Below are 21,688 nucleotides of genomic sequence, written 5' to 3' on the forward strand. Positions count from 1 at the left end.
TTGCAGGCCCTTGCGCCCAAGGCCACCCGGAGGTCCCACAGGAAACAGTCAGCCCGGGAGCCACGGCGTCACCCAAGATATCGGGAGCGAACTCCGTAAAACCCTACAAGGCTACGCAAAGAGCGCGTAAGCCAGGGTGGAATCAAGCGATATCAACCGCTCGTGGTGCCGTGCTCGGCGCAGCGCGCGGACCAGCCGCCCGGGGTCACCTGCACCACCATCCGTCGGCGGCAGCGGGAACAGTAACGGGGCGGCTCCATCGCGCGGGCCGACAGGCACGCGGCGTGGTCGGCCTCGCCCTCCGGGAGCCCGCAGTGGTCGCAGTACGAGGTCACGGGATCAGACCCTATGCTGACGCGCATGACGCTCGCTCCTGGTCTGCAGGCCCGGCTTCTCATCATGGTGGAAAGGGAGGACACCGCGCCGAAGGTCGGCAGCGGTGACGTCCCGGTGCTGGCCACGCCCCGTGTGCTGGCCCTCGCCGAGCGGGCCACCGTCCAGGCGGTCGCGGGTGCCCTGGCCCCGGGCCAGACCTCCGTGGGCACCCGGGTCTCCCTGGAACACCTGGCGGCCAGCCCGGTCGGCACGCACGTCGAGATCGCTGTCGAGCTCACCGAGGTCGACGGGCGCCGCCTGGTCTTCGGCTTCACCGCCCGCGACCGGAAGACCGTCGTCGCCTCGGGAACGATCGAACGCGTGGTCGTCGACCGCGAGCGCTTCCTCGCGCGGCTCACCCGCGGCGGTGAGACTACTCGATGACGGCGATCAGGTCGCCCTCTTGGATGACGTCACCCTCGGCGACCTGCAACTTGGCGATCACCCCGTCGTCCTCGGAGAGGACCGGGATCTCCATCTTCATCGACTCAAGGATGACCAGGGTGTCGCCGTCCTCGACGTTGTCCCCCTCGGCCACCAGGATCTTCCAGACGTTCGCCACCATCTCGGCGCGGATCTCAGCCACCGGAAACTCCCATCGCTCGACGTTCTTCAACTGTGCCAGAAAGAGCTGATCACGCCCGCCTGCGGGACACCAGTCCCGTGTCGTAGTTTCCGCCGACGAACTCCGGCCGCTCCGGCCGCTCGGCGGGTTGCTCTTCGGGCTCTTCGCGCGCGAACCCGTCACGGCCTCGCGGGCGCACTCCAGCGCCTCGCCCCTCGTCCCCCCGGAACACGCACGGCCTGGCCATGAGCGGATCGTGGAACGGCACGGCCGTGTTCCCTGGGGCGTACCCGGAGTCGACGCGGACCCCCTCGCCACCCGGCGACTCCCACACGTTGGTGGACCCCTTTCGGCCGCTCCACCCTAAGGCCCGGAATTCCACGGAATCCTTCGCTGGAAACCACCGGTCACGCCATCGTGATCTATAGGAATCCCATAAATATGAATGCCCGGAAACCCATCGAAATCACGCACAGGCGCACGTAAGGCCTAAAGCCGGTGAATCGGGGCCAGCCTGTCGATCACACGGGCCATCGCCTCGACGACCGTCGGGTCATACTCCTGGCCCACGCCGAGACGGAGCCGTTCGAGGGCGGCGCCCGCCCGGTCGCGGTCGCTGGAACCGCCGACGAGGTCGTCGTAGGCGTTGGCGGCCTTGATGATGCGGCTGGCCATCGGAGGCATCTCCGCGCAGGTGTCGCACTGCCGGCGGACGATCTCGGCCACCCGGTCCAGCACCCCCGTCTGCCTGATCACCTCCGCGCCCAGCTCGGCGATGCGCCGCGCCTGATCGGGGTCGGTGAGGACCGTGGCGCCGCCGGGGATGGGATCGCGCAACGACAGCTGGCCGATGTCGTGCATGAGCGCGGCGTACTCGAGCTCCAGCAGCTCGGGCTCCGCCGTGCCGAGCTCCCGCCCGATCGCCACCGACAGGCGGCTCACGCGGCGGGAGTGCCCCGGTTCGACGTATCCGCCGACCTCGGTGACCCGCGCCAGCGCCCGTACGGTCTGCAGGTAGGTGGCCCTGATCCCGGCGTACTTACGGAAGGCGACCTGGGTGACCAGCAGCGGCGCGGCGAAGACCAGCAGCGCGGTCATGCCCATGCTGTGCGAGGCGAGCGCGAGCAGGATGCCCGAGGCGGCCACGGCGGCCCCCAGCGGCGCGGCCATCCGCAGCTCGTCGTGGACGGCCACCCTGAGGGCGGCACGCACCTGCTCGGCCCGGAGCACGGCGGCCAGCAGCACGTCGGCCATCACCATGAGCAGGATGAGCAGGGCCATCACGCCGAGCGCGGGCCACCAGCCGCTCTCCCCGCCCCCGGCCACCTCGAACAGCGGCCCGGCCAGCGGCCGGTAGGCCAGCGCGAGCAGGGCACCGGTGAAGAGCCTGCGCGCCATCCCGTCCAGCTGGGGCGGGCGGCCCACCGCGAGGTGCGGCAGCGCCCCCGCGACCATGCCGACCGACAGCACCGCCACGACCTGCAACGCCGAGTGCCGCGCGGGAACGCCGCCCATGTCCAGCAGGAGCGTGTAGCCGAGCGCGGCCGCCGCGCCGATCGGCGCCACCTCCCTGTTGCCGGGCATGGTGAGCCTGGCCAGCTCCCCGATCGCGATCAGCGCGCCGAAGGCGACGGCGATCTGGGGGTCGAGCAGGCCCGTCGCGGCGGTGTGGGCCACCCCGGCCACCGCCAGGAGCCCCGCCGCGCAGATCAGCAGGAGCTGGCCCGAGTCGAGCGTCTGGAAGACCCGGTTGGTGTCGGCCCTGCTCATCGCTCGGACACCACCTGGATGGGCACGGTCGGGTCGTCGTGGTCCTTCGCCGTGGTCTCCGCCACGTCGGCCGGGGGCGTGACGACCGTGCGCGGCGGCTCCCAGCCGTCACGGTCGACGGCCTTGACGAACGCGACCACCATCACCGGGTCGAACTGGGTGCCGGCCCCCTTGCGCAGCTCGGTCATCGCCACCTCGCGCGAGCGGGCGTTGCGATAGGAGCGGTCGGAGGTCATCGAGTCGAAGGCGTCGGCCACCGCGATGATCCTGGCGAACTCCGGGATCTCGTCGCCCGCCAGCCCCATCGGGTAACCCTTGCCGTCCTGCCGCTCGTGATGGTGCATGATCCCGGCGAACGCCTCGTCCAGGAAGTCGATGCCGCGCACGATCTCCAGCCCGCGCATCGGATGCAGCTGGATGGCCGCGAACTCCTCCTCGCTGAGCGGGCCGTCCTTCTGCAGCACCTTGGTCGGCACGCCCAGCTTGCCCACGTCGTGGAGCATCCCGGCGTAGCGGATCGCGCGCAGCCGCTCGGACCCCATGCCGATCTCCTCGGCGATCATGCCCGCGGCCAGGGAGACGCGGGTGCAGTGGCCGCGCGTGTAGTAGTCCTTGGTCTCCACAGCCTGGCAGAGCGCGGCGATCGTCGCGTCGTAGGAGCGCTGCTGCGCGAGATACTGACCGAAGGCCCAGCGGGCCACGAAGAGCGGGAGCAACACGAGCACCGCGGAGATCGAGTTGACCGTGGCCCACAACCCGGCGATCAGCAGGCCGAAGGTGGCGTAGCCGAAGTAGGAGACCATGAACTGCGCCACGCCACGCAGCGGCACCTGGTCGGCCTGGCCGGTGAGCTTCAGCACGAGCGCGATCAGGACGAAGTTGAGGGGGACGAAGACGGCCGCCGCGCCCGCGAACGGCACGATGATGTCGTCGAACCCGGCGATGGTCGGCACCCCGGACCTGCCGCCGAGCCACACGTAGACCCGGCCGGCGACGTAGCCGCAGATGGCGAACTGGGCGCTGTTGAACAGCCGCTTCACCAGCGGCAGGCCTGGCCGCACGCTGAACATGGCCGTCATGCCGACCAGTGCCGCCCCCTCGGGGCCGAGCAGCACCACCGCGGCGAGCACGGCGGAGAAGCTGACCGACACAGCCGCCTGGCGGACGTGCAGCAGGGTGGGCACCGACTCGCACACCAGGAACAGCAGGGCCAGCACCATGAGGTTGGACCAGTCGAGCAGATCCAGCCGGCCGTCCGCCGCCACGCTGTATCCGAGCAGCGCGAACGCGGCTCCGATGACAAGGATTAGATAGACCTTGGCAAACCACGGCAGTCCACGCAAAGCGGCCACCCTAGGAGTTCCTAAAGGGCGCGTGCTCAGGTCCAGGAAATCCCAGGAAAGACTGGGGTGACCGTTTCCTTCAACATGCGCTGCCTCCACGTCGATTTCGCACCCAGGCTATCGAAGCGAACCTGATCAGGAGAGCGAGACGGCCAATCGCAAGCAAAGCGTAATCAAGCAATCACCGGCCGCCATCGGCGGCCGAGACCCCCCGGGGGCCGCCCGGCGTCACAGGCTCGCGCGCTTGGTCCTCGCCCAGTCGACGGTGCTCTTCAGACCCGCGGCCAGATCCGTCTGGGGACTCCAGCCGAGCCCCTCGAACGCGGGGGCCGGGTCGACGGCCATCGCCGGCAGGTCGCCCAGGCGGGCGGGGGCCTCGCCGGGATCGTCGGCGACGCCCGCCGCCTCCGCGACCAGGGAGTGCAGCCTCCGGTCGGTGGTCTGGACGCCGGTCCCCAGGTTGAACCGGCCGCCGCCGCCCTCGGTGCCGCAGGCGCGGGCGAAGCCGTCCACCACGTCGTCGATGAAGATGTAGTCGCGGGTCTGGTCGCCGTCGCCGTACACCACCGTGGGGGTGCCGTTGAGCAGCGCGTCGGTGAAGATGGCGACCACCCCCGCCTCGCCGTCGGGCGACTGGCGCGGGCCGTAGACGTTGGAGAGCACCAGCGTGGTGTAGTCGATGCCGTGCAGCGCCTTGAACGTGGCCAGGTAGGTCTCCGCGCTCAGCTTGGAGGCCGCGTACGGGGAGCGCGGGTCGGTCGCCGCGCCGCCGGGGACCGGGATGACCGCCGGCCTGCCGTACACCGCGACGGAGGAGGCGAAGACGACCTTGCGGGTGCCTCCGTGGTGGGCGGCCGTCAGAACCGACGCGGTGCCCTCGACGTTGAGCCGGGCGTCGTGGACCGGGTCGGCGACGCTCTTGCGCACGCTGATCTGCGCGGCGAGGTGGCAGACGACCTCTGGCCTCCATTCGGCGGCCAGGCCGATCAGGGCCGGGTCGCGGATGTCCATCACGTGCAGGGCGAACAGGGGACTCTCCGCGGCGCGGACCAGGTTGTCCCGGTCGCCGCCCGACAGGTCGTCCACGACCGCGACCTCGTGCCCGTCGGCCAGCAGCCGGTCGACAAGGGTGGATCCGATGAATCCCGCCCCGCCGGTCACGAGTATGCGCATGGTGAACCCCCATCGTCGTATGGCCAAGGCCGTACGAGAGATCTTAGGAGGTCAGCGAGCCAGTTCGGAGCGCACCTGGTCGATACGGCCGAGCACCTTGGCCCTCAGGTCGGCCGAGACGTGCTCGCAGCCGCAGTGCTTGGCGACGAGTTGCTTGACGACCTGCTCCAGGCCGTACTCCTCCAGACAGGGGTGACACTCGTCGAGATGCTGGCGGATGTCGGCGCAGTTGCTCTCGTCGAGCTCGCCGTCCAGGTAGGTGTAGACCTTGTCCAGAATCTCACGACAGTCGGTGTCGTGGTGGTTGCCACAGCTCATACGATCACCCGGCCCCAAGGGCGGGAGCCCGTGCCGGCGGGCTCGTCGTTCCTGTCTCGCTCACTCACTTCGCACCCTCCGCGGGAACCAGGCCACGCTCGCGGGCGTAGTCCTCAAGTTGGGTCCGCAGCTGGCGGCGGCCACGGTGCAGCCGCGACATCACGGTCCCGATGGGGGTCCCCATGATGTCGGCGATCTCCTTGTACGGGAAGCCCTCGACGTCGGCGAGATAGACCGCGATGCGGAATTCCTCGGGAAGCGCGGCCAGCGCTCGCTTCACGTCGGTGTCGGGGAGGTGCTCGAGTGCCTCGATCTCCGCCGACTTCAGCCCGGCCGAGGTGTGGGACTCGGCCCTGGCCAGCTGCCAGTCCTCGATCTCCTCGGCGCCCGACTGCTTGGGCTCCCGCTGCTTCTTGCGGTAACTGTTGATGAAAGTGTTCGTCAGGATCCGGTAAAGCCACGCCTTGAGGTTCGTGCCTTGCTGGAACTGGTGGAAGGACGCGAAGGCCTTCGCGAAGGTCTCCTGAAGAAGGTCCTCGGCGTCCGCGGGGTTTCGGGTCATCCGAAGCGCGGCGGAGTAGAGCTGGTCGAGATAGGGCATGACATCCCGCTCGAACCGTGTGCTCCGCTGCTCCAGAGTCTCCTCGTCTGTCGCAGGGACCGGACCCACCCCCTTAAGATCGCCGGAGTCCTGCTGACGCGGGACACCGTACTGAGCGGAGAATACCCGCTCATCGGGGATAGGCCGATCACCGGGGCGGGTGACGGGTTCGATCAAGGCGAGCATTTGCTTGCCAACCTCCGAAAGGATCGTGCGTTGTCCGCTTGCAACACGCCCGCACCGCCATCTGTTCCCGCAAGATAGAAGGTGACGAACGACCCGGTACGGGGAAAAAGAACATACGTACCGGTAGGTAGTTGAAAGACCACCGGATCCTCCCGACGCCAGGAGCTGCTTGTGCTGCCCATCCCGGCCGAAGAGCTGAACGGCTCAGGTGCGCTCGGGCCGTACTGGACCTTTTACCACGCGGTCGTGGCCGAGCAACTGAGCCGATGGCTGCCGGAAAAACCGTCCACCGTCCTCGACATGTCCTGTGGCGACGGACGCTGGGCCGTCCAGGCGGCGAAGGCCGGACACCGGGTGATCGAGGTGGTCGACTTCCGCAGGCCCGCGGACGGTCAGCCGCTGCACGACATCTCCAAGGTCAGCCAGGTACGCGCCGACGACCTGCGCTTCCTGCCCGACTGCAGCGTGGACGCCGTGCTCGCCGAGGAACGCGCGATGTCGGTGGAGCTCATGGCCGAATCCGCGATCGGCGACGTCGCCCGGGTCCTTCGTCCCGGCGGCCGGGCCCTGGTCTGCGTCGACTCCCTGGTGCTGGGGATGGCGATCCTCGCCGAGCAGAACTACTGGGCCCATCTGCGCCAGACCGGCGAGGTCATGCTCGTTCCCTGGCCCGACGGCAGCATCACCCGGTGCTTCAGCAGCGCCCAGCTCCGCGAGCTGCTCACCGACGCCGGGCTGGAGGTCGAGTGGATACGGCCCCGCACGGTGCTGTCCCCCTCGACGGTCGACCACGTGCTCGCCTCCGACTCCCGTGCGCTCACCTGGCTGGTCAACACCGAGCTGGACACCCATCCGGACGACGACGACACGGTGGGCATCCACCTGGTGGCCAGCGCCCGGCGCCCCTAGCCCCGCCCTCTCCCGTTCGGCCCCGAGGGCCGGACGGGGTCGGGGTCAGCGCCTGCGCTCGCGCCTGGACTGGCACTGCACGCAGCGGGCGGCCTCGGGCCGGGCCTCCAGCCTGCTCTCGGGAACCGGCGCGCGGCAGTCCGCGCAGAGACCGTAGTCTCCCTCGTCCATCCGCTTGAGCGCCTCCAGCACCGAGCGGCGGTGCCGGGTGGCCACGTCCAGCAGGGCCTGGTTGCGGTCGGAGTCGGTCAGGTCGGAGCCCGCGTCGGCCGGGGACCGATCCCGGTCCCGTACGGCGGGGGAATCCCCGCGCAGCACTCCGATGGACCGGTCGAGTTCGGCGAGCATGGTCTTCAGGCGCTCGCGCGCGGTCGCGACATCCACGAATCCGCACCTCCGGGAAGCGGGGGCGGCCTGTGAGGGGATCCCCGACTCTCCCGTCAGGCGCAAAGGGGGCTGCTCTGTGACGGCGACCTCGCGACCTTTCCACCTTGTCCTGAGGCACCGCTTTCACACCGGATGCCCATTTGGCGGAAGTTTTACACCGGATCACCCGGCGTTTTCCAGAAGAGCGCCCGGCCGTCACGCCCGGCCGCTACCCCGCCCTACGCCTCCTTCATCGGCTCGACGAGCTCCGGGCTGTTGTTCCGCACCGAGTTGACGGCGGTGGAGACCGGATAGATCTCCAGCCCCGTGGAGCCCGCCGGGATCAGGAACCCCTGCGCGTCGGGCACCCCGGGGTCGAGCCACTCCCCCCAGCGGTCGCGCTCGATCAGCATGGGCATCCGGTCGTGGACCCTGCCCGCCTCGTCCACGGCGTCGGTCGTGATGATCGTGCAGGTCACCAGCCACGAGAGCGGGTCGTCGTCGGCCCGGCCCCGGTCCCGCCAGAACTCGTACAGTCCCGCCATGGCCATCACGCCGCCGTCGGCGGGGCGGACGAAGTAGGGCTGCTTCTTCGGCTTCCCCTTGGCGTCCTTCTCGTCCAGCACGGCCCACTCGTAGTAGCCGTCGGCGGGGATCAGGCACCTGCGCTCCGCGAACGCCTTGCGGTAGGCGGGCTTCTCCGCCACCGTCTCCACCCGCGCGTTGATCATCTTCGAACCGATGGACGGGTCCTTCGCCCAGGCGGGAACCAGCCCCCAGCGGACCACGCGGAGCTGCCGAACCGGCTGACCGTCCGGCTCGGACTTCGGCACCCGGCTCATCACCGCGTACACCGGTTTCGTGGGCGCGACGTTGTAATCAGGCCTGAGTTCCTCGTCGGACGCTCCGTCGAGCTCGACCTGGAACTCCTCCAGCAATTCCTGCTTGCCCCGCGCAGACGCGTATCTCCCGCACATATCTCCACTTTGCCACGCCACGACGCGCCGGGGAGCGCCCCACTCCTTTTTCCGATCTTGCCGCGCCCGGCACGAACGGACGGCGCGGGGCGGGCACCGGTAGGCTTTTGCCCATGTCCGCTCCGCTGTGGCCCGCGCCGACCGCGACCGAACCCGTCCGCGCGACCGTCCCCCTGCCCGGGTCGAAGTCCGTGACCAACCGCGCGCTGCTGCTCGCCGCGCTGGCCGACGGCCCGGGGACGGTACGCCTGGCCCTGCGCAGCCGTGACGCCGACCTGATGGCCGACGCGCTGCGGGCGCTGGGCGCGACGATGGTCCCCTCCAACGAGAGCGCCTCCAGCGTCGACTGGGCGATCACGCCCGGCCCCGTCACCGGCGGGGCCCGCATCGACGTGGGGCTGGCGGGCACGGTCATGCGCTTCGTGCCGCCGATGGCGGCGCTGGCCGGGGGCGAGGTCTTCTTCGACGGCGACCCGCACGCCCGCAAGCGCCCGATGGGCCCGATCCTCCGCGCGCTGCGCGCCCTCGGCGCCGAGGTGACGGGCGACGCGCTGCCGTTCACGGTGAGAGGGCCGCTGGCGGGCGGCGAGGTCAGGCTCGACGCGTCCGGCTCGTCGCAGTTCCTCTCCGGCCTGCTGCTGGCGGGGGCGCGCTTCGAGAAGGGCGTGACGGTACGTCACGAGGGCCCGCCGATCCCCTCGCAGCCGCACATCCAGATGACCGTCCAGATGCTCCGCGAGTTCGGCGTCGTGGTGGACGACTCCGAGCCCGACGTCTGGCGGGTCGAGCCGGGCCCCATCGGGGCGAGGGACTTCGTCGTGGAGCCCGACCTGTCCAACGCGGCGCCCTTCCTGTCCGCGGCCATGGTGACCGGCGGCACGGTCACCATTCCCGACTGGCCCGCGCGGACCACCCAGCCGGGTGACCAGCTCCGTACGCTGCTGGCCGACATGGGCGCCTCGGTGGAGCGCACGCCCGAAGGGCTGGCGGTCACCGGCACCGGGCGGATCACCGGCATCGAGGCGGACCTGCGCGACGTGGCCGAGCTGACCCCGACGATCGCCGCGCTGGCCGCCCTCGCGAGCTCCCCCAGCAGGATCGGCGGTGTCGCCCACATCCGCGGGCACGAGACCGACCGGCTGGCCGCCCTGGTCGCCGAGATCAACGGTCTCGGCGGCGACGCGAACGAGACCGAGGACGGCCTGGAGATCAGGCCCCGTCCGCTCACCGGCGGGGTGTTCCACTCCTACGCCGACCACCGGATGGCCACCGCCGGGGCGGTGATCGGGCTGGCCGTGCCCGGCGTCGAGGTGGAGGACATCGCCACCACGGGTAAGACCCTCCCCGAGTTCGCCTCCATGTGGGCGGACATGCTGCGCGGCGCGCGGTGAGGGGCAATCGGCCGGCAGGCCCCACCGCCCTCCTCGGGGGCACACCGGGCCGGACAAGGCGGAGAAACTGAGAAAGCGCGAGTACGACGAGGACGACGTCAGGGTCAGGCCGGGGAAGGGATCTCGGCCCCGGACCCGGATTCGCCCTGCCCACGAGGACGCGATCCCCGCGTTCGTGGTCGCCGTCGACCGCGGCCGCTACACCTGCCTGGTCGAGTCGGCGGGCGAGAAGGGCCGCCGTCGAAAGAAGGACCACGCGGAGGGCGCCGCGATGAGCGGCAGGGTCGTGGTCGCCATGAAGGCGCGCGAGCTGGGCCGCAAGGGCATCGTGGTCGGCGACCGGGTGGCCCTGGTCGGCGACGTCTCCGGCATGGCCGACACGCTGGCCCGCGTCGTGCGGGTGGAGCCCCGCACCTCCATGCTCCGCCGCTCCGCGGACGACACCGACAACACCGACGGCATCGAGCGCCCCGTGGTCGCCAACGCCGGCCAGCTCGTCATCGTGACGGCCCTGGCCGATCCGCCGCCCCGGCCCCGCATGATCGACCGGATGCTGGTCGCCGCCTTCGACGCCGACATCGATCCGCTGCTCTGCCTCACCAAGTCCGACCTCGCCTCGCCCGACGAGCTGGTCTCGCTGTACGACCCCCTTGGCGTGCCGTACGTGGTGGTCCAGAAGGGGGGCGGCCTGGAGGAGGTGCGGGAGCGCCTGAAGGGCCAGATCAGCGTGCTCGTCGGCCATTCGGGGGTGGGCAAGTCGACCCTGGTCAACGCCCTGGTGCCGGATGCCAACCGGGCCGTCTCCCACGTGAACGCGGTGACCGGCCGGGGCCGTCACACCTCCACCTCGGCCGTCGCCCTGGAGCTGCCGGAGGGCGGCTGGATCATCGACACCCCCGGGGTTCGCAGCTTCGGGCTGGCCCACGTCTCGGTGGAGACGGTCCTGGCGGGCTTCCCCGACCTGATCGAGGGCACCGTCCAGTGCCCGAAGGGCTGCAACCACCTCTCCGAGGAGTGCGCCCTGGACGCCTGGGTGGCGGCCGGACACGCCGACCCGACCCGGCTGGCCTCTCTGCGCCGCCTGCTCGCCAGCCGCGAGGGCGCCTCCGACGACGACCAGTCGTGAGGGCGCGCCGGCCGACCGGGCCGTGAGCCGAGGCGGACGAGCGGCGGGCGAGACGGGTAAACGACGAGTGAGAGACGGGTGAGCGGCGAGCTTCGCTCGTCGCTCACCGCGACGCGCCGCGGGGCCTCCGTCCGCGCCGCCGTCTCCGTCTCCGTCAACAGAGCGTCAGCGGTTCACCACGGCGTCAGCGGTTCAACCGGAAGGCCCAGGCGATGGTCATCTCGGACACGAGGGTGCCGTCGGCGGTCCTGATCTCGACGGCGACGTCGAACTCGGGGCGCTCTCCCGCGTCCAGCGTGGCCACGATCTCCTCACGGGACCCCCGGAGATGGGCCTCCGCGACGACCTCGCCCTTCGCCAGCTTGAGGTAGCGGATCGCCGCGCTCTTGGCCAGCGGGGTGGCCCGTGACAGCTGGTCGCCGAAGGTGGAGAGCATGGCGGCGCCGGAGGCCGTCTCGGCGACGCTGAACAGGGCTCCGGCGTGCGGGCCTCCCACGTGGTTGTGCAGCTCGGCCCGGTCGGGCATGCGGGCGACGGCGAAGCCCGGTTCCACCTTGTCGAACGAGATGCCCAGCGTCCGGGCGAACGGGACGCTCTGCAGCATGAAATCACCCACGTCAAAGGTCATACCGGAATGCTACTCGCGAGTAACACCGATGCCAACGGATGTTTCACGCGGTATCCCGGCCTGGTGGGACGCGACACGATTACTCCGCTTACTCCCCGATCTCCGCCGTTCGGCCATCGGCACGATACCGTTGGCCCCCGTGACGGGTTACAACGACGATCTTCGCCTCGCGCACGTCATGGCCGACGCGGCCGACGATCTGACCATGCGCCGGTTCAAGTCCATGGACCTGCGGGTGGAGACCAAGCCCGACCTCACACCGGTGAGCGACGCCGACCAGGCCGCGGAGAAGGCGATCCGCACCGCCCTCGGCCGGGCTCGTCCGCGCGACGCCGTCATCGGCGAGGAGTTCGGCTCGAGTGGCCACGGCGAGCGCTCATGGATCATCGACCCGATCGACGGCACCAAGAACTACGTGCGCGGAGTGCCCGTCTGGGCCACGCTCATCGCCCTGATGGACCAGGGCCGCGTCGTCGTGGGCCTGGTCTCCGCCCCCGCGCTCGGCCGCCGCTGGTGGGCCGCCCGCGACAGCGGCGCCTGGACCGGCAAGAGCCTCACCAAGGCCACCCGGTGCCAGGTCTCCTCCGTCTCCCACCTGGAGGACGCCTCCTTCTCCTACTCCAGCATCGGCGGCTGGGAGGAGGCCGGGAAGCTCGACGCGTTCCTCGACCTGAACCGCTCCGTCTGGCGCAGCCGCGCCTACGGCGACTTCTGGTCGCACATGCTGGTCGCCGAGGGCGCGGTCGACGTGTCGGCGGAGCCCGAGCTCTCCCCCTGGGACATCGCGGCGCTGACCGTGATCGTGGAGGAGGCGGGCGGCATCTGGACCGACCTTTCGGGCGTCCCCGACGTCGACGGCGGCAGCCTGCTGTGCAGCAACGGCCCCCTGCACGGCGAGGTCCTCAAGCGCCTCGGCACCGGGCCGCTGACCCTCCCCGCGTAGGACTCCGCACTCCTCCCCCACGAAACCACTGACCCTCCCCGCGCAAAGCTCCGCACTCCTCCCGCACGAAACCACTCACCCTCCCCACGCAGGGCTCCACACCCCTCCCGCACGAAACCACTCACCTTCCCCGCGTAGGGACGGACACCCCGAGGCGACTCCTCGCGCGTATCCCCCATCCGCCCCATCCGACCATCGCGCGGTCCCCGTACACCCTGGTACGCCCCCGTACGGAGCCCGTAGGGTTCCGTCCCGCGTCGGAGATCCGGCCGCGTTACCTTCCGCCGGATGTCGGGAAGATGAACAGATCGGCAAGTCCGCGAGGACGGCGGCCCGAAACGGGGTGCCCCGGCGACCTGGCCTCGGAGGCGGGTCATGCCCAGACCAGGGAATCCCCGAGGCCCAGCCCATCGGGGGTACGGAACCGGAAACCGAGATCAAATTTCCGTCGACATCCCGGTATTCACATCCGTGGGCCTACCTCTTCCGGCCACGGTCATGGCTCGTTTCACTTCCGTTCACTTTGCCCCACTTTCATCGGAGACATCGAGAACAGATCTCACTACGGAGAAGGAACATACCGTGACCAGTGGACAGCGCCGCCTCAGCGCGGTGGCGACGGCCGCGCTCGTCGTATCGCTCGCGGCCGCTTGTGGTGGCGACGCCAAGCCCAACAGTGACGGCAGCACCACCGCCGCCACCGCGCCCTCCGCCGAGGCGGGTGCAGGTGCGGCCCTGAGCGGCGAGATCAAGATCGACGGTTCCAGCACCGTGGCCCCCCTCACCCAGGCGGCTTCCGAGCTCTTCGGCGAGGAGCAGCCGCAGGTCAAGGTGCCGGTCGGCACCTCGGGCACCGGCGGCGGCTTCGAGAAGTTCTGCGCCGGCGAGACGGACATCTCGAACGCCTCCCGTGCGATCAAGGACGAGGAGAAGGCGGCCTGTGACGCCAAGGGCATCAAGTTCACCGAGCTCACGGTGGCCGTCGACGCGCTGACCGTCGTGGTTCCCAAGGCGAACGACTGGGCCACCTGCCTCACCACCGACCAGCTCAAGAAGATGTGGGAGCCGGCGGCCGAGGGCAAGGTCAAGACCTGGAAGGACGTCGACGCCAAGTTCCCGGCCGAGGAGCTCAAGCTCTACGGCCCCGGCACCGACTCCGGCACCTTCGACTACTTCACCGACGAGATCAACGGTGAAGAGGGCGCCAGCCGCAAGGACTACAGCCCGAGCGAGAACGACAACGACATCGTCACCGGTGTCGAGGGCGCCAAGGGCGGCCTGGGCTACTTCGGCTTCACCTACTTCGAGGAGAACGCCGACAAGCTGAAGGCCCTTGAGATCGACTCCGGCAGCGGCTGCGTGGCCCCGAGCGTCGAGGCCGCCCAGGCCGGCAAGTACACCCCGCTCGCCCGCCCGCTGTTCGTCTACCCCTCCACCACCGCCGCGAAGCGGCCCGAGGTCGCGGCCTTCCTCGACTACTACGCGGCCAACATCAACGCGATCGCCAAGGACGCGAAGTTCATCCCGCTCAACCCTGAGCAGGAGGCCAAGCTCAAGGCTGACATCACCACGCTGAAGAGCGCCGGCTGATGTCGGCTCAGCACCGCACGACCGTTCCAGGGGCCCCGGGGTCCCTGGCGCGGTCGCGCCCGCGTTACGGCGAGTTCGTCATCAAGGCCATTCTCCTGGCCGCGGCGCTGGTGTCGGTGGTGACCACGGTCGGCATCGTCATCGCGCTCCTGGAGCCGACCATCGAGTTCTTCGGCACGGTGAGCCTCGGGGAGTTCTTCGGCTCCACCAACTGGGGACCGCTGTTCAACCCGCCGTCGTTCGGCGTGTGGCCGCTTCTCGTCGCGACCCTGGAGATCACCCTCATCGCCGTCGTGGTCGCCGTGCCGCTCGGCCTGGCCGCCGCGATCTACCTGTCGGAGTACGCCTCCCACAGGACCCGCAAGATCTTCAAGCCGGTGCTGGAGGTCCTCGCGGGCGTCCCGACGGTGGTCTTCGGCTTCTTCGCCCTCACCTTCGTCACCCCGCTGCTGAGGGACGTCTTCCCCTTCCTGGACCTGGACGGCAAGAACGCGCTCGCCGCCGGCCTCCTGGTCGGCGTGATGATCATCCCGATCGTCGCGTCGCTGTCGGAGGACTCGATGGCCGCGGTGCCGAACGGCCTGCGCGAGGGCTCGTACGCCCTCGGCGCCTCCAAGATGCTCACCTCGGTGCGCGTCGTCGTCCCCGCCGCGTTCTCCGGCATCGTCGCCGCCATCATCCTGGCGATCTCCCGGGCCGCGGGCGAGACGATGATCGTCGCGATCGCCGGCGGTTTCAAGTCCGTCTTCACGCTCTACCCGGGCAACGAGATGGCCACGATGGCGGCCTTCATCGCCCAGGCCGGCTCCGGCGACGCCTCGGTCGGCTCGATCGCCTACAAGACCATCTTCGCGGTGGGTTCCCTGCTCTTCGTGATCACCTTCGCGATGAACTACCTCAGCGCCCGCATGGTCCAGAAGTATCGCGAGGTCTACGACTGATGGCCATCCTCTCCACCCCCCGCTCGGCCGTGCAGCTGGCCAGTAAAGGGCGTCCTCTCAAGGAACACCTCTTCCGCATCGCGCTGCTGGCCAGCCTCGCGATCGCCCTCCTGTTCCTGGCCATGCTGCTGGTCTACGTCGTCGAGGAGGGCTGGCCGCGGCTCAACTCGATGCTGTGGGAGAACCAGCCCTCGATCCGCCGACCGGAGACGTCCGGCATCCAGTCGGGCATCTTCGGCACCCTGTGGATCATCGCGCTGACCGCGATCATGGCCCTGCCCACCGGCATCCTCGCGGCGATCTACCTTGAGGAATACGCCGACAAGACCAAGTGGTACAACAAGCTGATCGAGCTGAACATCTCCAACCTGGCGGCCGTTCCCTCGATCGTCTACGGCATCCTCGGCCTGGGGATCATCGCCCGCTGGATGCAGTTCGGCTTCACCGTCATGACCGGCGCGGTCACCATCTCGCTGCTCGTGCTCCCCATCGTGATCATCTCCGCCCGCGAGGCCATCCGCGCGGTGCCGCCGTCGATCCGCGAGGGCTCGCTGGCACTGGGCGCGACCCAGTGGCAGACCATCTACCGCCAGGTGCTTCCGGCATCCATCCCGGGCATCGCGACGGGCTCGATCCTGGCCCTCTCCCGTGCGATCGGCGAGGCCGCCCCGTTCCTGATGCTCGGTGCCGCGACGCTGGTCCGGTTCAACCCCGAGGGCGTCTGGAGCAGCTTCACCGTCCTGCCGTTGCAGATCTACAGCTTCATCAGCCGCCCCCAGGAGGAGTTCGCCATCCTCGCCGCGGCGGCGATCGTGATCCTGCTGGCAATCCTGCTCCTGATGAACTCCGTCGCCATCTGGCTCCGTAACCGCTACCAGAAGCGCTGGTGAGGTAAGAAATGTCCGAGATTGGAATTTCCGTGCCGAACGTGAATGTGCGCGGCCCCGAAGTCCCCCGCACCATCGAAGCCCTCGACCCGGTCTTCACCGTTTCCAACCTCAGCGTCTTCTACGGCGACTACGAGGCGGTGCGCGGGGTCAACCTGACCATCGGCAACCGCGAGATCACGGCCATGATCGGCCCGTCCGGCTGCGGCAAGAGCACCGTGCTCCGCTGCTTCAACCGGATGAACGACCTGATCCCCGGCGCCCGCGCGGCAGGCGAGATCCTGTACCACGACGAGAACCTCTACGGCGACCACGTGGACCCGATCGAGGTCCGCCGCCGGATCGGCATGGTCTTCCAGAAGCCGAACCCCTTCCCCAAATCGATCTACGACAACATCGCCTACGGTCCCCGGGTCAACGGGATCAAGGGCAACATGGACGAGATCGTCGAGGAGGCGCTGACCAAGGCGGCGCTCTGGGACGAGGTCAAGGACAAGATCAAGCAGAACGCGCTCTCCCTGTCCGGCGGACAGCAGCAGCGTCTGTGCATCGCGCGGGCGATCGCGGTGAAGCCCGACGTCATCCTGATGGACGAGCCCTGCTCGGCCCTGGACCCGATCGCGACCACCAAGATCGAAGACCTGATGCAGGAGCTGACGCGCGACTACACGATCGTCATCGTCACCCACAACATGCAGCAGGCCGCCCGTGTCTCCGACCGCACCGCCTTCTTCACCGCCGAAGTGGACGAGGCCGGCGTGCGGCACGGCCGCCTGGTGGAGTTCGACGAGACCAGCCGCATCTTCACCAACCCCAGCGACAAGCGGACCGAGGATTACATCACCGGCCGCTTCGGCTAACCCATATTGGAGGATCCGGGTGATCCAGCCGCAGACGGCACCAGAGGTGGACGGGGACACACGGACGGCGCCCATGCTGCTGGTCGCCGATCCCGAAGTGGCCATGGTCCATGACCTGGCCGCGGCCCTGGAACGCGAAGGAGTGCAGGTCATGGGCGTCACCGATGGCGCCCAAGCCCTGTTGCAGGCCGGGGCGCTCCGCCCCGACGTGGTTCTCGTCAGCGCCTCGCTACCGGTCATAGGGGCGGTGGAGTTCGTCCGCGCGGTACGGCTGACGCGGGCGATCCCCGTCCTGCTGGGCGTGGGCGAGGGGCATGCCCAGCAGGCCGTCCAGGCACTGTCGGCCGGGGCCACCGCGTGCGTGGCCCGGCCCTACCGGGTGCCCGAGCTGCTGCCCCTGATCCACGCCGCGTTCACCGGCGAGTCGGGGGCCCGCAGGGCACTCGTGGTCGGCAGGGTGGAGCTCGACGTCAACGCCTATCAGGTCAGGGTCGACGGCAGGGTCATCCACCTGCCGCTGCGGGAGTTCGAGCTGCTGCACTATCTGATGCGCAACGCGCACCGCACGGTGACGCGGGAGCAGATCATGCGGCATGTCTGGAACTCCACCGACACGACCTCGACCAACACCATCGCGGTGCACGTCAAACGCCTTCGTGCCCGCCTGGGCGACACCGACGACCAGCTCATCCAGACCGTACGAGGGGTGGGCTACCGGCTGGTCGACAGGACGGCGTAACACGTACTCGCCGCGGGTCGCGCGCTTTCGCGACCTCGCGGATTCACGGCTCACGAACCGCCGCTCAGTTCGCGGTGGCCTCGCAGCCGCCCCTGAAGGCGTTCATGAGGCGCTCGGTCACGCCCTCGATCCTGGCGATGCCCGTCTCCATGGTCGGGCTGTCCTCGGTGAGGACGGCCACCGCGTAGTCGTGCCCGTCCGCGCGGATCAGCCCGGCGCTGGCGACCGCCCAGCGCCCGTTGGCCACATGCCGCAGCCAGCCGTTCTTCAACGCCACCTGGTCGGTCTCGCACGCCCCCGCGCTGATCCCCCACTTCTGCTCGGGGGTCACCTTCTCCATCAGCCCGAGCACCTTGCGGCGTTCCGGGGACGCCAGCGGGCTCTTAGCGGTGGCCAGCGCCTTGACCAGCCGGATCTGGTCCTCCGCGGTGGTCTGCGCGACGCCCCAGCAGTACCGGTCCTCGCATCCCCCGCCGGGAGTGTAGGTGCGCTTGAGACCGAACCTGCGGTTCGCACTGGCCAGGCCGGACTCCAGCCCGATCCGCTCGTACAGCCGGTCGGCCGCCTCGTTGTCGCTGAAGCGGATCATGTTGCTCGCGTCGGACCTGGCCCGCTCACCGAGCTCGCGCCAGCGCGTCCCGAGCAACAGCGCCGTCAGGATGCTCACCTTGGAGGTGTTGGCCGACGGCAACTGCAGGGTGTGGTGGTAGTGGTAGTGCCGGCCGGTGCCCAGCTCGCGCACCGAGGCCGCGGTCCTGCCCCCGTACCCGGCGAGAAAGACGTCGAGGGCGCGGCCGAGCTCCCTGGGGAGGATCTTCGGTGAGCGTGCGGCCCGCACCCGTCCGGAGGCGCGAGGTGCCCCGGCGCCGGGGAAGACAGGCGCCGGGACCACGGCCAGGAACGGCGCGGGGGGAGGGTGACCGGACGTCGGAACGACCGGTGCCACCCCCTGCACGGGCGACGGTGTCGGCATGCTCACGGGTGTCAGGCTTTGACACGTGCTGCAGGCGGTGGCCTGCGCGGTGACCAGCAGGACGGCGGCCGTGGCCACCCGATTCCTTGCTCCCATCATCCACCCCAACCGTCTCCCCCATTACGTGACGATCAGGGATATATCCCACAACACGTAACAATAAGACGATGAAGCGAAACCTAGCCTGAAACAGGGCGTGCGCTATAGAGCATCCCGCCGAACCGATGCCCGCTCTTAGCGAACGTCCGCGATTAGCCGGGCGATGACCTCGTCATCGCAAGTCGCCCAGAAGTCCCCGACGGTGTCCTCGAGGTGCTCCAGCGACTCCGCCCGGAAGAGTACGTCCTGATATTTCGTGATGTCGTAGTGCGTGGTGCCCATGGCGGCGATGTCCAGCGGACGGATGTCCATCCCCCGGAACTCCTCGATCTCCCCGTACGAGGACAGGATGCCGGCGCCGTACGCCCGCAGCTCGTCCTGGTCCGTCATCACGCCGAACTCCATGGTGAACCAGAAGATCTTCGAGATGAACTCCAGCGCCTCCTTGCCCTCGACCCGCCGGGCCGCCGACCCCGCCAGGCGGTAGAGCCGCGAGTAACGGTCGGAGGCCAGCGCGTTGGCGTGCCCGATCACCTCGTGGATCACGTCGGGCTCCGGGGTGTACAGCGGCGTGGAGTGGTGCCGGATGTACTGCGTGGAGTGGAAGAGGCCGTCCGCCAGGACACCGTAGAACTCCCTGAGCGGCACCAGCCCGGCGGCCGGCACGTAACGGAACCCCGTCAGCGGCTCCAGCAGCTCGCTGACCTCCTGGAGCTGCGGGATGCGCTCGGCGGGCAACCCCAGCCGCTCGGTCGAGCGCAGATACTCGGCGGTCGCATACCTGCGGTGTTTCAGGCCCAGCTCCCGGCTGACCAGGGCCCACACCTCGTGCTCCTGGTCGGTGTACTCGGCCGTCGGAATCGGCGTACCGGGCACGTACCCCACGGCGAGCGCGGCGATCGCGTTGCGGCGTGCACGGTAGACCGGGTCGGCGAAACCGGGGTGACCGGCGCCGAGCTCGACCTCGATCGAGCCGTCGTCACGGGTCGCCACCGGCGCAAAATACTGTGCTTCCTCGAACATAAATGAAATGACAGCAATATCCGGAAACGTTGGCAAGAGCAGCCAGTTCTACTGGGCGATCCGCACAGAAACGTATGGTCATACCTCGTCTATGCTGGTCGAATCGCCCAATCTGACAGGATCCTGAGGAGATGTCGATCGACGAGCTGGACGGCCGCCTCCTGGTCACCATGCGCGCCAACCCGCGCATCGGCCTGACCGAGCTGGCCCGCCTGCTCGGCGTGGCCCGGGGCACCGTGCAGGCCCGCGTCGAGAAGCTGATCGCCCGAGGCGTCATCGCCGACTTCGGTCCCACCGTCACCCCCGAGGGCGCCGGATACCCGATCCTGGCGTTCGTCTCGCTGCAGATCGCCCAGGGCCGCCTGGACGAGGCCGTACAGGCCCTGGAATCCCTTCCCGAGATCCTTGAGGTGTACGGCACCAGCGGCCAGGCCGACCTGCTCTGCCGCGTGGTCGCCCGCAGCACCCCCGACCTTCAGGAGATCATCGCCCGCATCCTGGCCTCCCCCGCGGTCCAGCGGACGGACACCACCATCGCCCTCTCCATCCAAGTGCCCTACCGGATCGAGCCCCTGCTCCGCGCCGCCTCCGGCGCCTGACCTCGGAGCACGACCGCCCGTCCTCCGCGGCTTGTCGTTCCCTCACAGCGGCTCGCTCTCACAGCGGGCCGTCCCCAGAGCGGGCCGTCCCCACAGCCGATCTCCCCGGTACCGGTCTTTCCGGTGCCGAGCCACGACATGGGTCATCGACGGGCCTCAGACGCCCTGAGGCCGGCGAAGACGATGGCCAGCGTGCGACGCTGCAGGTCACCGTCCCAGCCCGCGTGGAGGGCTCCCTGGCAGATGCCGGTGAGCAGGGCGATCACCTCGTCAAGGCGGACGTCCTCGCGGACAGTACCGGCCTCCTGGGAGCGAACGAGGAGTGTCTCGATCCCATCGCGCAACATCTGCACCGAACTCGCGACCTGGAGGTCGACACCCGTCTCGGCCAGGAGGCCGACGACCGTCCTTTTCCGCGCCGCCTGTTCGACCATGCGGGTGACGAAGGTGAACAACGCCTCTCCGGGAGCGTCATCGGCGGCGAGCTCGGCCATCTCCCCGTCCAGCCTGCCCAGAAGGCCCTTCATGATGGCCTGCAGCAGGGCCTGCTTGGTCGGGAAGTGCTTGAAGACCGTGCCGATGGCCACCCCCGCGCGGGCGGCGACCTCCTCGGTCGACGCCGAGGGGCCCTTCTCGGCGAAGACGGCCTCCGCCGCGGCGAGGATGCGCTCCCGGTTGCGCTGGGCGTCCGCGCGCAACGGCCTGACTCCACCGGGAGCGCCCGCGCCGCTCCGCGAAGGATTCGTGGGAGTCATCCTGCCAACCTTCCCTGCCCCTGTCCCCGCCGCCTCCGTCGCCCTGCCCTGGCCCGCGAAGTGTGGCATTTCCGCGCTCAAGGCACGGCATCGACAAAGTGAGTTTCTACTCATCTTAATACTCGTCACGAAGGAGATCCGCCATGACCGAAACCACCGTCCCCTGACCCTCGTGAGATCTTCGAGCGCATGCATCCGTGTCGTTTGAGAACCGCGGCGGTGTCGGCGGCGAGCCGGCCGGGGACGCCGTCATCGAGACCCCCTTCGCTCCGCCGGGCAGGGCCACACATGGCACGAGGGAAAGGAAATTTTCCTGCTGCGAGCGGGCCACAGGGATAAAACCCGTGAGAAGCCGCGAGCGGGCTGCGAGTGACAGACCCGTGAGAGGGCCGCGAAGCGGGAAAGACCCGGAAAACATGAAGGCCCGGAACAGGGAGGCCATGAAGACCCAGAAAAGACTCAGGAAAGACCCGAGAAAGACCTGTGAAAATACGAAGGGCCCCCACCACTGGTGGGGGCCCTTCGAAAAGATTGTCCGGCGGTGACCTACT

Annotated in this window: 26 protein-coding genes; 12 read left to right on the forward strand and 14 right to left on the reverse strand. The window is 69.2% G+C overall.

What is annotated here, in order from left to right:
- Window positions 1-152: 152 nt before the first annotated feature.
- Entirely contained in the window at window positions 153-362 is a 210-nt protein-coding gene (locus ACSDR0_RS40150) for a hypothetical protein (RefSeq protein WP_435294194.1), read from the reverse strand.
- Between ACSDR0_RS40150 and ACSDR0_RS40155 the strand changes: the two genes are divergently transcribed.
- Window positions 361-759 (forward strand): thioesterase family protein, encoded by a 399-nt coding sequence (locus ACSDR0_RS40155; protein ID WP_435294195.1) that lies wholly within the window; start codon window positions 361-363, stop codon window positions 757-759. The genes ACSDR0_RS40150 and ACSDR0_RS40155 overlap by 2 nt on opposite strands.
- On the opposite strand, the gene ACSDR0_RS40160 is transcribed toward ACSDR0_RS40155, so the two are convergent.
- The 7 genes from ACSDR0_RS40160 to ACSDR0_RS40190 form a co-directional block, all read right to left on the reverse strand.
- Window positions 749-961, reverse strand: a complete 213-nt coding sequence (locus ACSDR0_RS40160) for a biotin/lipoyl-binding carrier protein (RefSeq protein WP_435294196.1) — start codon at window positions 959-961, stop codon at window positions 749-751. The genes ACSDR0_RS40155 and ACSDR0_RS40160 overlap by 11 nt on opposite strands.
- Before the next feature lie 49 nt (window positions 962-1,010).
- Window positions 1,011-1,274: a hypothetical protein gene (locus tag ACSDR0_RS40165; protein ID WP_435294197.1), complete on the reverse strand. Its 264-nt coding sequence runs from the start codon at window positions 1,272-1,274 to the stop codon at window positions 1,011-1,013.
- A 155-nt stretch (window positions 1,275-1,429) separates the two neighbouring features.
- A complete protein-coding gene (locus ACSDR0_RS40170) occupies window positions 1,430-2,710 on the reverse strand; it encodes an HD-GYP domain-containing protein (protein ID WP_435294198.1) in 1,281 nt (426 codons plus the stop codon).
- Window positions 2,707-4,062 (reverse strand): HD-GYP domain-containing protein, encoded by a 1,356-nt coding sequence (locus tag ACSDR0_RS40175; RefSeq protein ID WP_435294199.1) that lies wholly within the window; start codon window positions 4,060-4,062, stop codon window positions 2,707-2,709. The genes ACSDR0_RS40170 and ACSDR0_RS40175 overlap by 4 nt, the downstream gene beginning before the upstream one ends.
- A 219-nt stretch (window positions 4,063-4,281) precedes the next feature.
- Complete coding sequence (locus ACSDR0_RS40180) at window positions 4,282-5,226, reverse strand: NAD-dependent epimerase/dehydratase family protein (RefSeq protein ID WP_435294200.1); 945 nt, start codon at window positions 5,224-5,226, stop codon at window positions 4,282-4,284.
- A gap of 51 nt (window positions 5,227-5,277) precedes the next feature.
- Complete coding sequence (rsrA, locus tag ACSDR0_RS40185; RefSeq protein ID WP_435294201.1) at window positions 5,278-5,544, reverse strand: mycothiol system anti-sigma-R factor; 267 nt, start codon at window positions 5,542-5,544, stop codon at window positions 5,278-5,280.
- Window positions 5,545-5,608: 64 nt separating this feature from the next.
- Window positions 5,609-6,214 (reverse strand): sigma-70 family RNA polymerase sigma factor, encoded by a 606-nt coding sequence (locus ACSDR0_RS40190; protein WP_350976859.1) that lies wholly within the window; start codon window positions 6,212-6,214, stop codon window positions 5,609-5,611.
- Window positions 6,215-6,502: 288 nt separating this feature from the next.
- Here ACSDR0_RS40190 and ACSDR0_RS40195 point away from each other — a divergent pair, with 288 nt between their 5' ends.
- A complete protein-coding gene (locus ACSDR0_RS40195) occupies window positions 6,503-7,240 on the forward strand; it encodes a class I SAM-dependent methyltransferase (protein ID WP_435294202.1) in 738 nt (245 codons plus the stop codon).
- Between the two features lie 45 nt (window positions 7,241-7,285).
- Here ACSDR0_RS40195 and ACSDR0_RS40200 read toward each other — a convergent pair whose 3' ends face one another.
- Together ACSDR0_RS40200 and ACSDR0_RS40205 are read right to left on the reverse strand one after the other, a co-directional pair.
- Window positions 7,286-7,624: a TraR/DksA family transcriptional regulator gene (locus ACSDR0_RS40200; RefSeq protein ID WP_435294203.1), complete on the reverse strand. Its 339-nt coding sequence runs from the start codon at window positions 7,622-7,624 to the stop codon at window positions 7,286-7,288.
- A gap of 221 nt (window positions 7,625-7,845) precedes the next feature.
- On the reverse strand, window positions 7,846-8,583 hold the full coding sequence (locus tag ACSDR0_RS40205; RefSeq protein ID WP_435294204.1) for an SOS response-associated peptidase: 738 nt from the start codon (window positions 8,581-8,583) through the stop codon (window positions 7,846-7,848).
- Window positions 8,584-8,696: 113 nt separating this feature from the next.
- On the opposite strand from ACSDR0_RS40205, the gene aroA reads away from it, so the two are divergent.
- A complete protein-coding gene (aroA, locus tag ACSDR0_RS40210) occupies window positions 8,697-9,974 on the forward strand; it encodes a 3-phosphoshikimate 1-carboxyvinyltransferase (RefSeq protein WP_435294205.1) in 1,278 nt (425 codons plus the stop codon).
- Window positions 9,975-10,041: 67 nt separating this feature from the next.
- Window positions 10,042-11,100, forward strand: a complete 1,059-nt coding sequence (gene rsgA, locus ACSDR0_RS40215; protein ID WP_435294218.1) for a ribosome small subunit-dependent GTPase A — start codon at window positions 10,042-10,044, stop codon at window positions 11,098-11,100.
- A 184-nt stretch (window positions 11,101-11,284) separates the two neighbouring features.
- Here rsgA and ACSDR0_RS40220 read toward each other — a convergent pair whose 3' ends face one another.
- The gene (locus ACSDR0_RS40220; protein WP_435294206.1) at window positions 11,285-11,728 is read right to left on the reverse strand and encodes a DUF4442 domain-containing protein; all 444 of its coding nucleotides are present in this window, start codon (window positions 11,726-11,728) and stop codon (window positions 11,285-11,287) included.
- Window positions 11,729-11,867: 139 nt separating this feature from the next.
- Here ACSDR0_RS40220 and hisN point away from each other — a divergent pair, with 139 nt between their 5' ends.
- The 6 genes from hisN to ACSDR0_RS40250 all read left to right on the forward strand — a co-directional run bounded on the left by hisN (window position 11,868) and on the right by ACSDR0_RS40250 (window position 17,688).
- Window positions 11,868-12,671 (forward strand): histidinol-phosphatase, encoded by an 804-nt coding sequence (gene hisN, locus ACSDR0_RS40225; RefSeq protein ID WP_435294207.1) that lies wholly within the window; start codon window positions 11,868-11,870, stop codon window positions 12,669-12,671.
- Window positions 12,672-13,253: 582 nt separating this feature from the next.
- Window positions 13,254-14,261 (forward strand): PstS family phosphate ABC transporter substrate-binding protein, encoded by a 1,008-nt coding sequence (locus ACSDR0_RS40230; protein WP_435294208.1) that lies wholly within the window; start codon window positions 13,254-13,256, stop codon window positions 14,259-14,261.
- Window positions 14,261-15,202: a phosphate ABC transporter permease subunit PstC gene (gene pstC / locus ACSDR0_RS40235; RefSeq protein WP_435294209.1), complete on the forward strand. Its 942-nt coding sequence runs from the start codon at window positions 14,261-14,263 to the stop codon at window positions 15,200-15,202. Before ACSDR0_RS40230 ends, pstC begins: the two co-directional genes overlap by 1 nt.
- Window positions 15,202-16,092 carry a phosphate ABC transporter permease PstA gene (gene pstA / locus ACSDR0_RS40240; RefSeq protein WP_435294210.1) on the forward strand — a complete coding sequence of 297 codons (891 nt, stop codon included), beginning with the start codon at window positions 15,202-15,204 and terminating at the stop codon, window positions 16,090-16,092. The genes pstC and pstA overlap by 1 nt, the downstream gene beginning before the upstream one ends.
- Window positions 16,093-16,121: 29 nt before the next feature.
- Window positions 16,122-16,949, forward strand: coding sequence for a phosphate ABC transporter ATP-binding protein PstB (gene pstB, locus ACSDR0_RS40245; RefSeq protein ID WP_435294211.1), 828 nt, complete (start codon window positions 16,122-16,124; stop codon window positions 16,947-16,949).
- A 19-nt stretch (window positions 16,950-16,968) separates the two neighbouring features.
- On the forward strand, window positions 16,969-17,688 hold the full coding sequence (locus ACSDR0_RS40250) for a response regulator transcription factor (RefSeq protein ID WP_435294212.1): 720 nt from the start codon (window positions 16,969-16,971) through the stop codon (window positions 17,686-17,688).
- Window positions 17,689-17,752: 64 nt separating this feature from the next.
- Here ACSDR0_RS40250 and ACSDR0_RS40255 read toward each other — a convergent pair whose 3' ends face one another.
- Window positions 17,753-18,739, reverse strand: coding sequence for a serine hydrolase (locus tag ACSDR0_RS40255; RefSeq protein WP_435294213.1), 987 nt, complete (start codon window positions 18,737-18,739; stop codon window positions 17,753-17,755).
- Window positions 18,740-18,895: 156 nt separating this feature from the next.
- Complete coding sequence (locus tag ACSDR0_RS40260) at window positions 18,896-19,753, reverse strand: phenylalanine 4-monooxygenase (protein WP_435294214.1); 858 nt, start codon at window positions 19,751-19,753, stop codon at window positions 18,896-18,898.
- A gap of 161 nt (window positions 19,754-19,914) precedes the next feature.
- On the opposite strand from ACSDR0_RS40260, the gene ACSDR0_RS40265 reads away from it, so the two are divergent.
- Complete coding sequence (locus tag ACSDR0_RS40265) at window positions 19,915-20,382, forward strand: Lrp/AsnC family transcriptional regulator (RefSeq protein WP_362521293.1); 468 nt, start codon at window positions 19,915-19,917, stop codon at window positions 20,380-20,382.
- A gap of 143 nt (window positions 20,383-20,525) precedes the next feature.
- On the opposite strand, the gene ACSDR0_RS40270 is transcribed toward ACSDR0_RS40265, so the two are convergent.
- Entirely contained in the window at window positions 20,526-21,137 is a 612-nt protein-coding gene (locus ACSDR0_RS40270) for a TetR/AcrR family transcriptional regulator (protein ID WP_435294215.1), read from the reverse strand.
- Window positions 21,138-21,334: 197 nt separating this feature from the next.
- Here ACSDR0_RS40270 and ACSDR0_RS40275 point away from each other — a divergent pair, with 197 nt between their 5' ends.
- On the forward strand, window positions 21,335-21,682 hold the full coding sequence (locus ACSDR0_RS40275; RefSeq protein WP_435294216.1) for a hypothetical protein: 348 nt from the start codon (window positions 21,335-21,337) through the stop codon (window positions 21,680-21,682).
- The last annotated feature ends 6 nt before the right edge of the window (window positions 21,683-21,688 follow it).

Origin of the sequence: Streptosporangium sp. G11 (assembly GCF_051192615.1) — a bacterium.
Taxonomy (GTDB): domain Bacteria; phylum Actinomycetota; class Actinomycetes; order Streptosporangiales; family Streptosporangiaceae; genus Streptosporangium.

Coding starts and splice junctions, on each gene's coding strand:
- ACSDR0_RS40205 (WP_435294204.1), bottom strand. CDS start 8,583: ATGTGCGGGAGATACGCGTCTGCGCGGGGCAAGCAGGAATTGCTGGAG.
- aroA (WP_435294205.1), top strand. CDS start 8,697: ATGTCCGCTCCGCTGTGGCCCGCGCCGACCGCGACCGAACCCGTCCGC.
- ACSDR0_RS40155 (WP_435294195.1), top strand. CDS start 361: ATGACGCTCGCTCCTGGTCTGCAGGCCCGGCTTCTCATCATGGTGGAA.
- rsrA (WP_435294201.1), bottom strand. CDS start 5,544: ATGAGCTGTGGCAACCACCACGACACCGACTGTCGTGAGATTCTGGAC.
- ACSDR0_RS40180 (WP_435294200.1), bottom strand. CDS start 5,226: ATGCGCATACTCGTGACCGGCGGGGCGGGATTCATCGGATCCACCCTT.
- ACSDR0_RS40150 (WP_435294194.1), bottom strand. CDS start 362: ATGCGCGTCAGCATAGGGTCTGATCCCGTGACCTCGTACTGCGACCAC.
- ACSDR0_RS40270 (WP_435294215.1), bottom strand. CDS start 21,137: ATGACTCCCACGAATCCTTCGCGGAGCGGCGCGGGCGCTCCCGGTGGA.
- ACSDR0_RS40265 (WP_362521293.1), top strand. CDS start 19,915: ATGTCGATCGACGAGCTGGACGGCCGCCTCCTGGTCACCATGCGCGCC.
- pstC (WP_435294209.1), top strand. CDS start 14,261: ATGTCGGCTCAGCACCGCACGACCGTTCCAGGGGCCCCGGGGTCCCTG.
- ACSDR0_RS40220 (WP_435294206.1), bottom strand. CDS start 11,728: ATGACCTTTGACGTGGGTGATTTCATGCTGCAGAGCGTCCCGTTCGCC.
- ACSDR0_RS40170 (WP_435294198.1), bottom strand. CDS start 2,710: ATGAGCAGGGCCGACACCAACCGGGTCTTCCAGACGCTCGACTCGGGC.
- pstA (WP_435294210.1), top strand. CDS start 15,202: ATGGCCATCCTCTCCACCCCCCGCTCGGCCGTGCAGCTGGCCAGTAAA.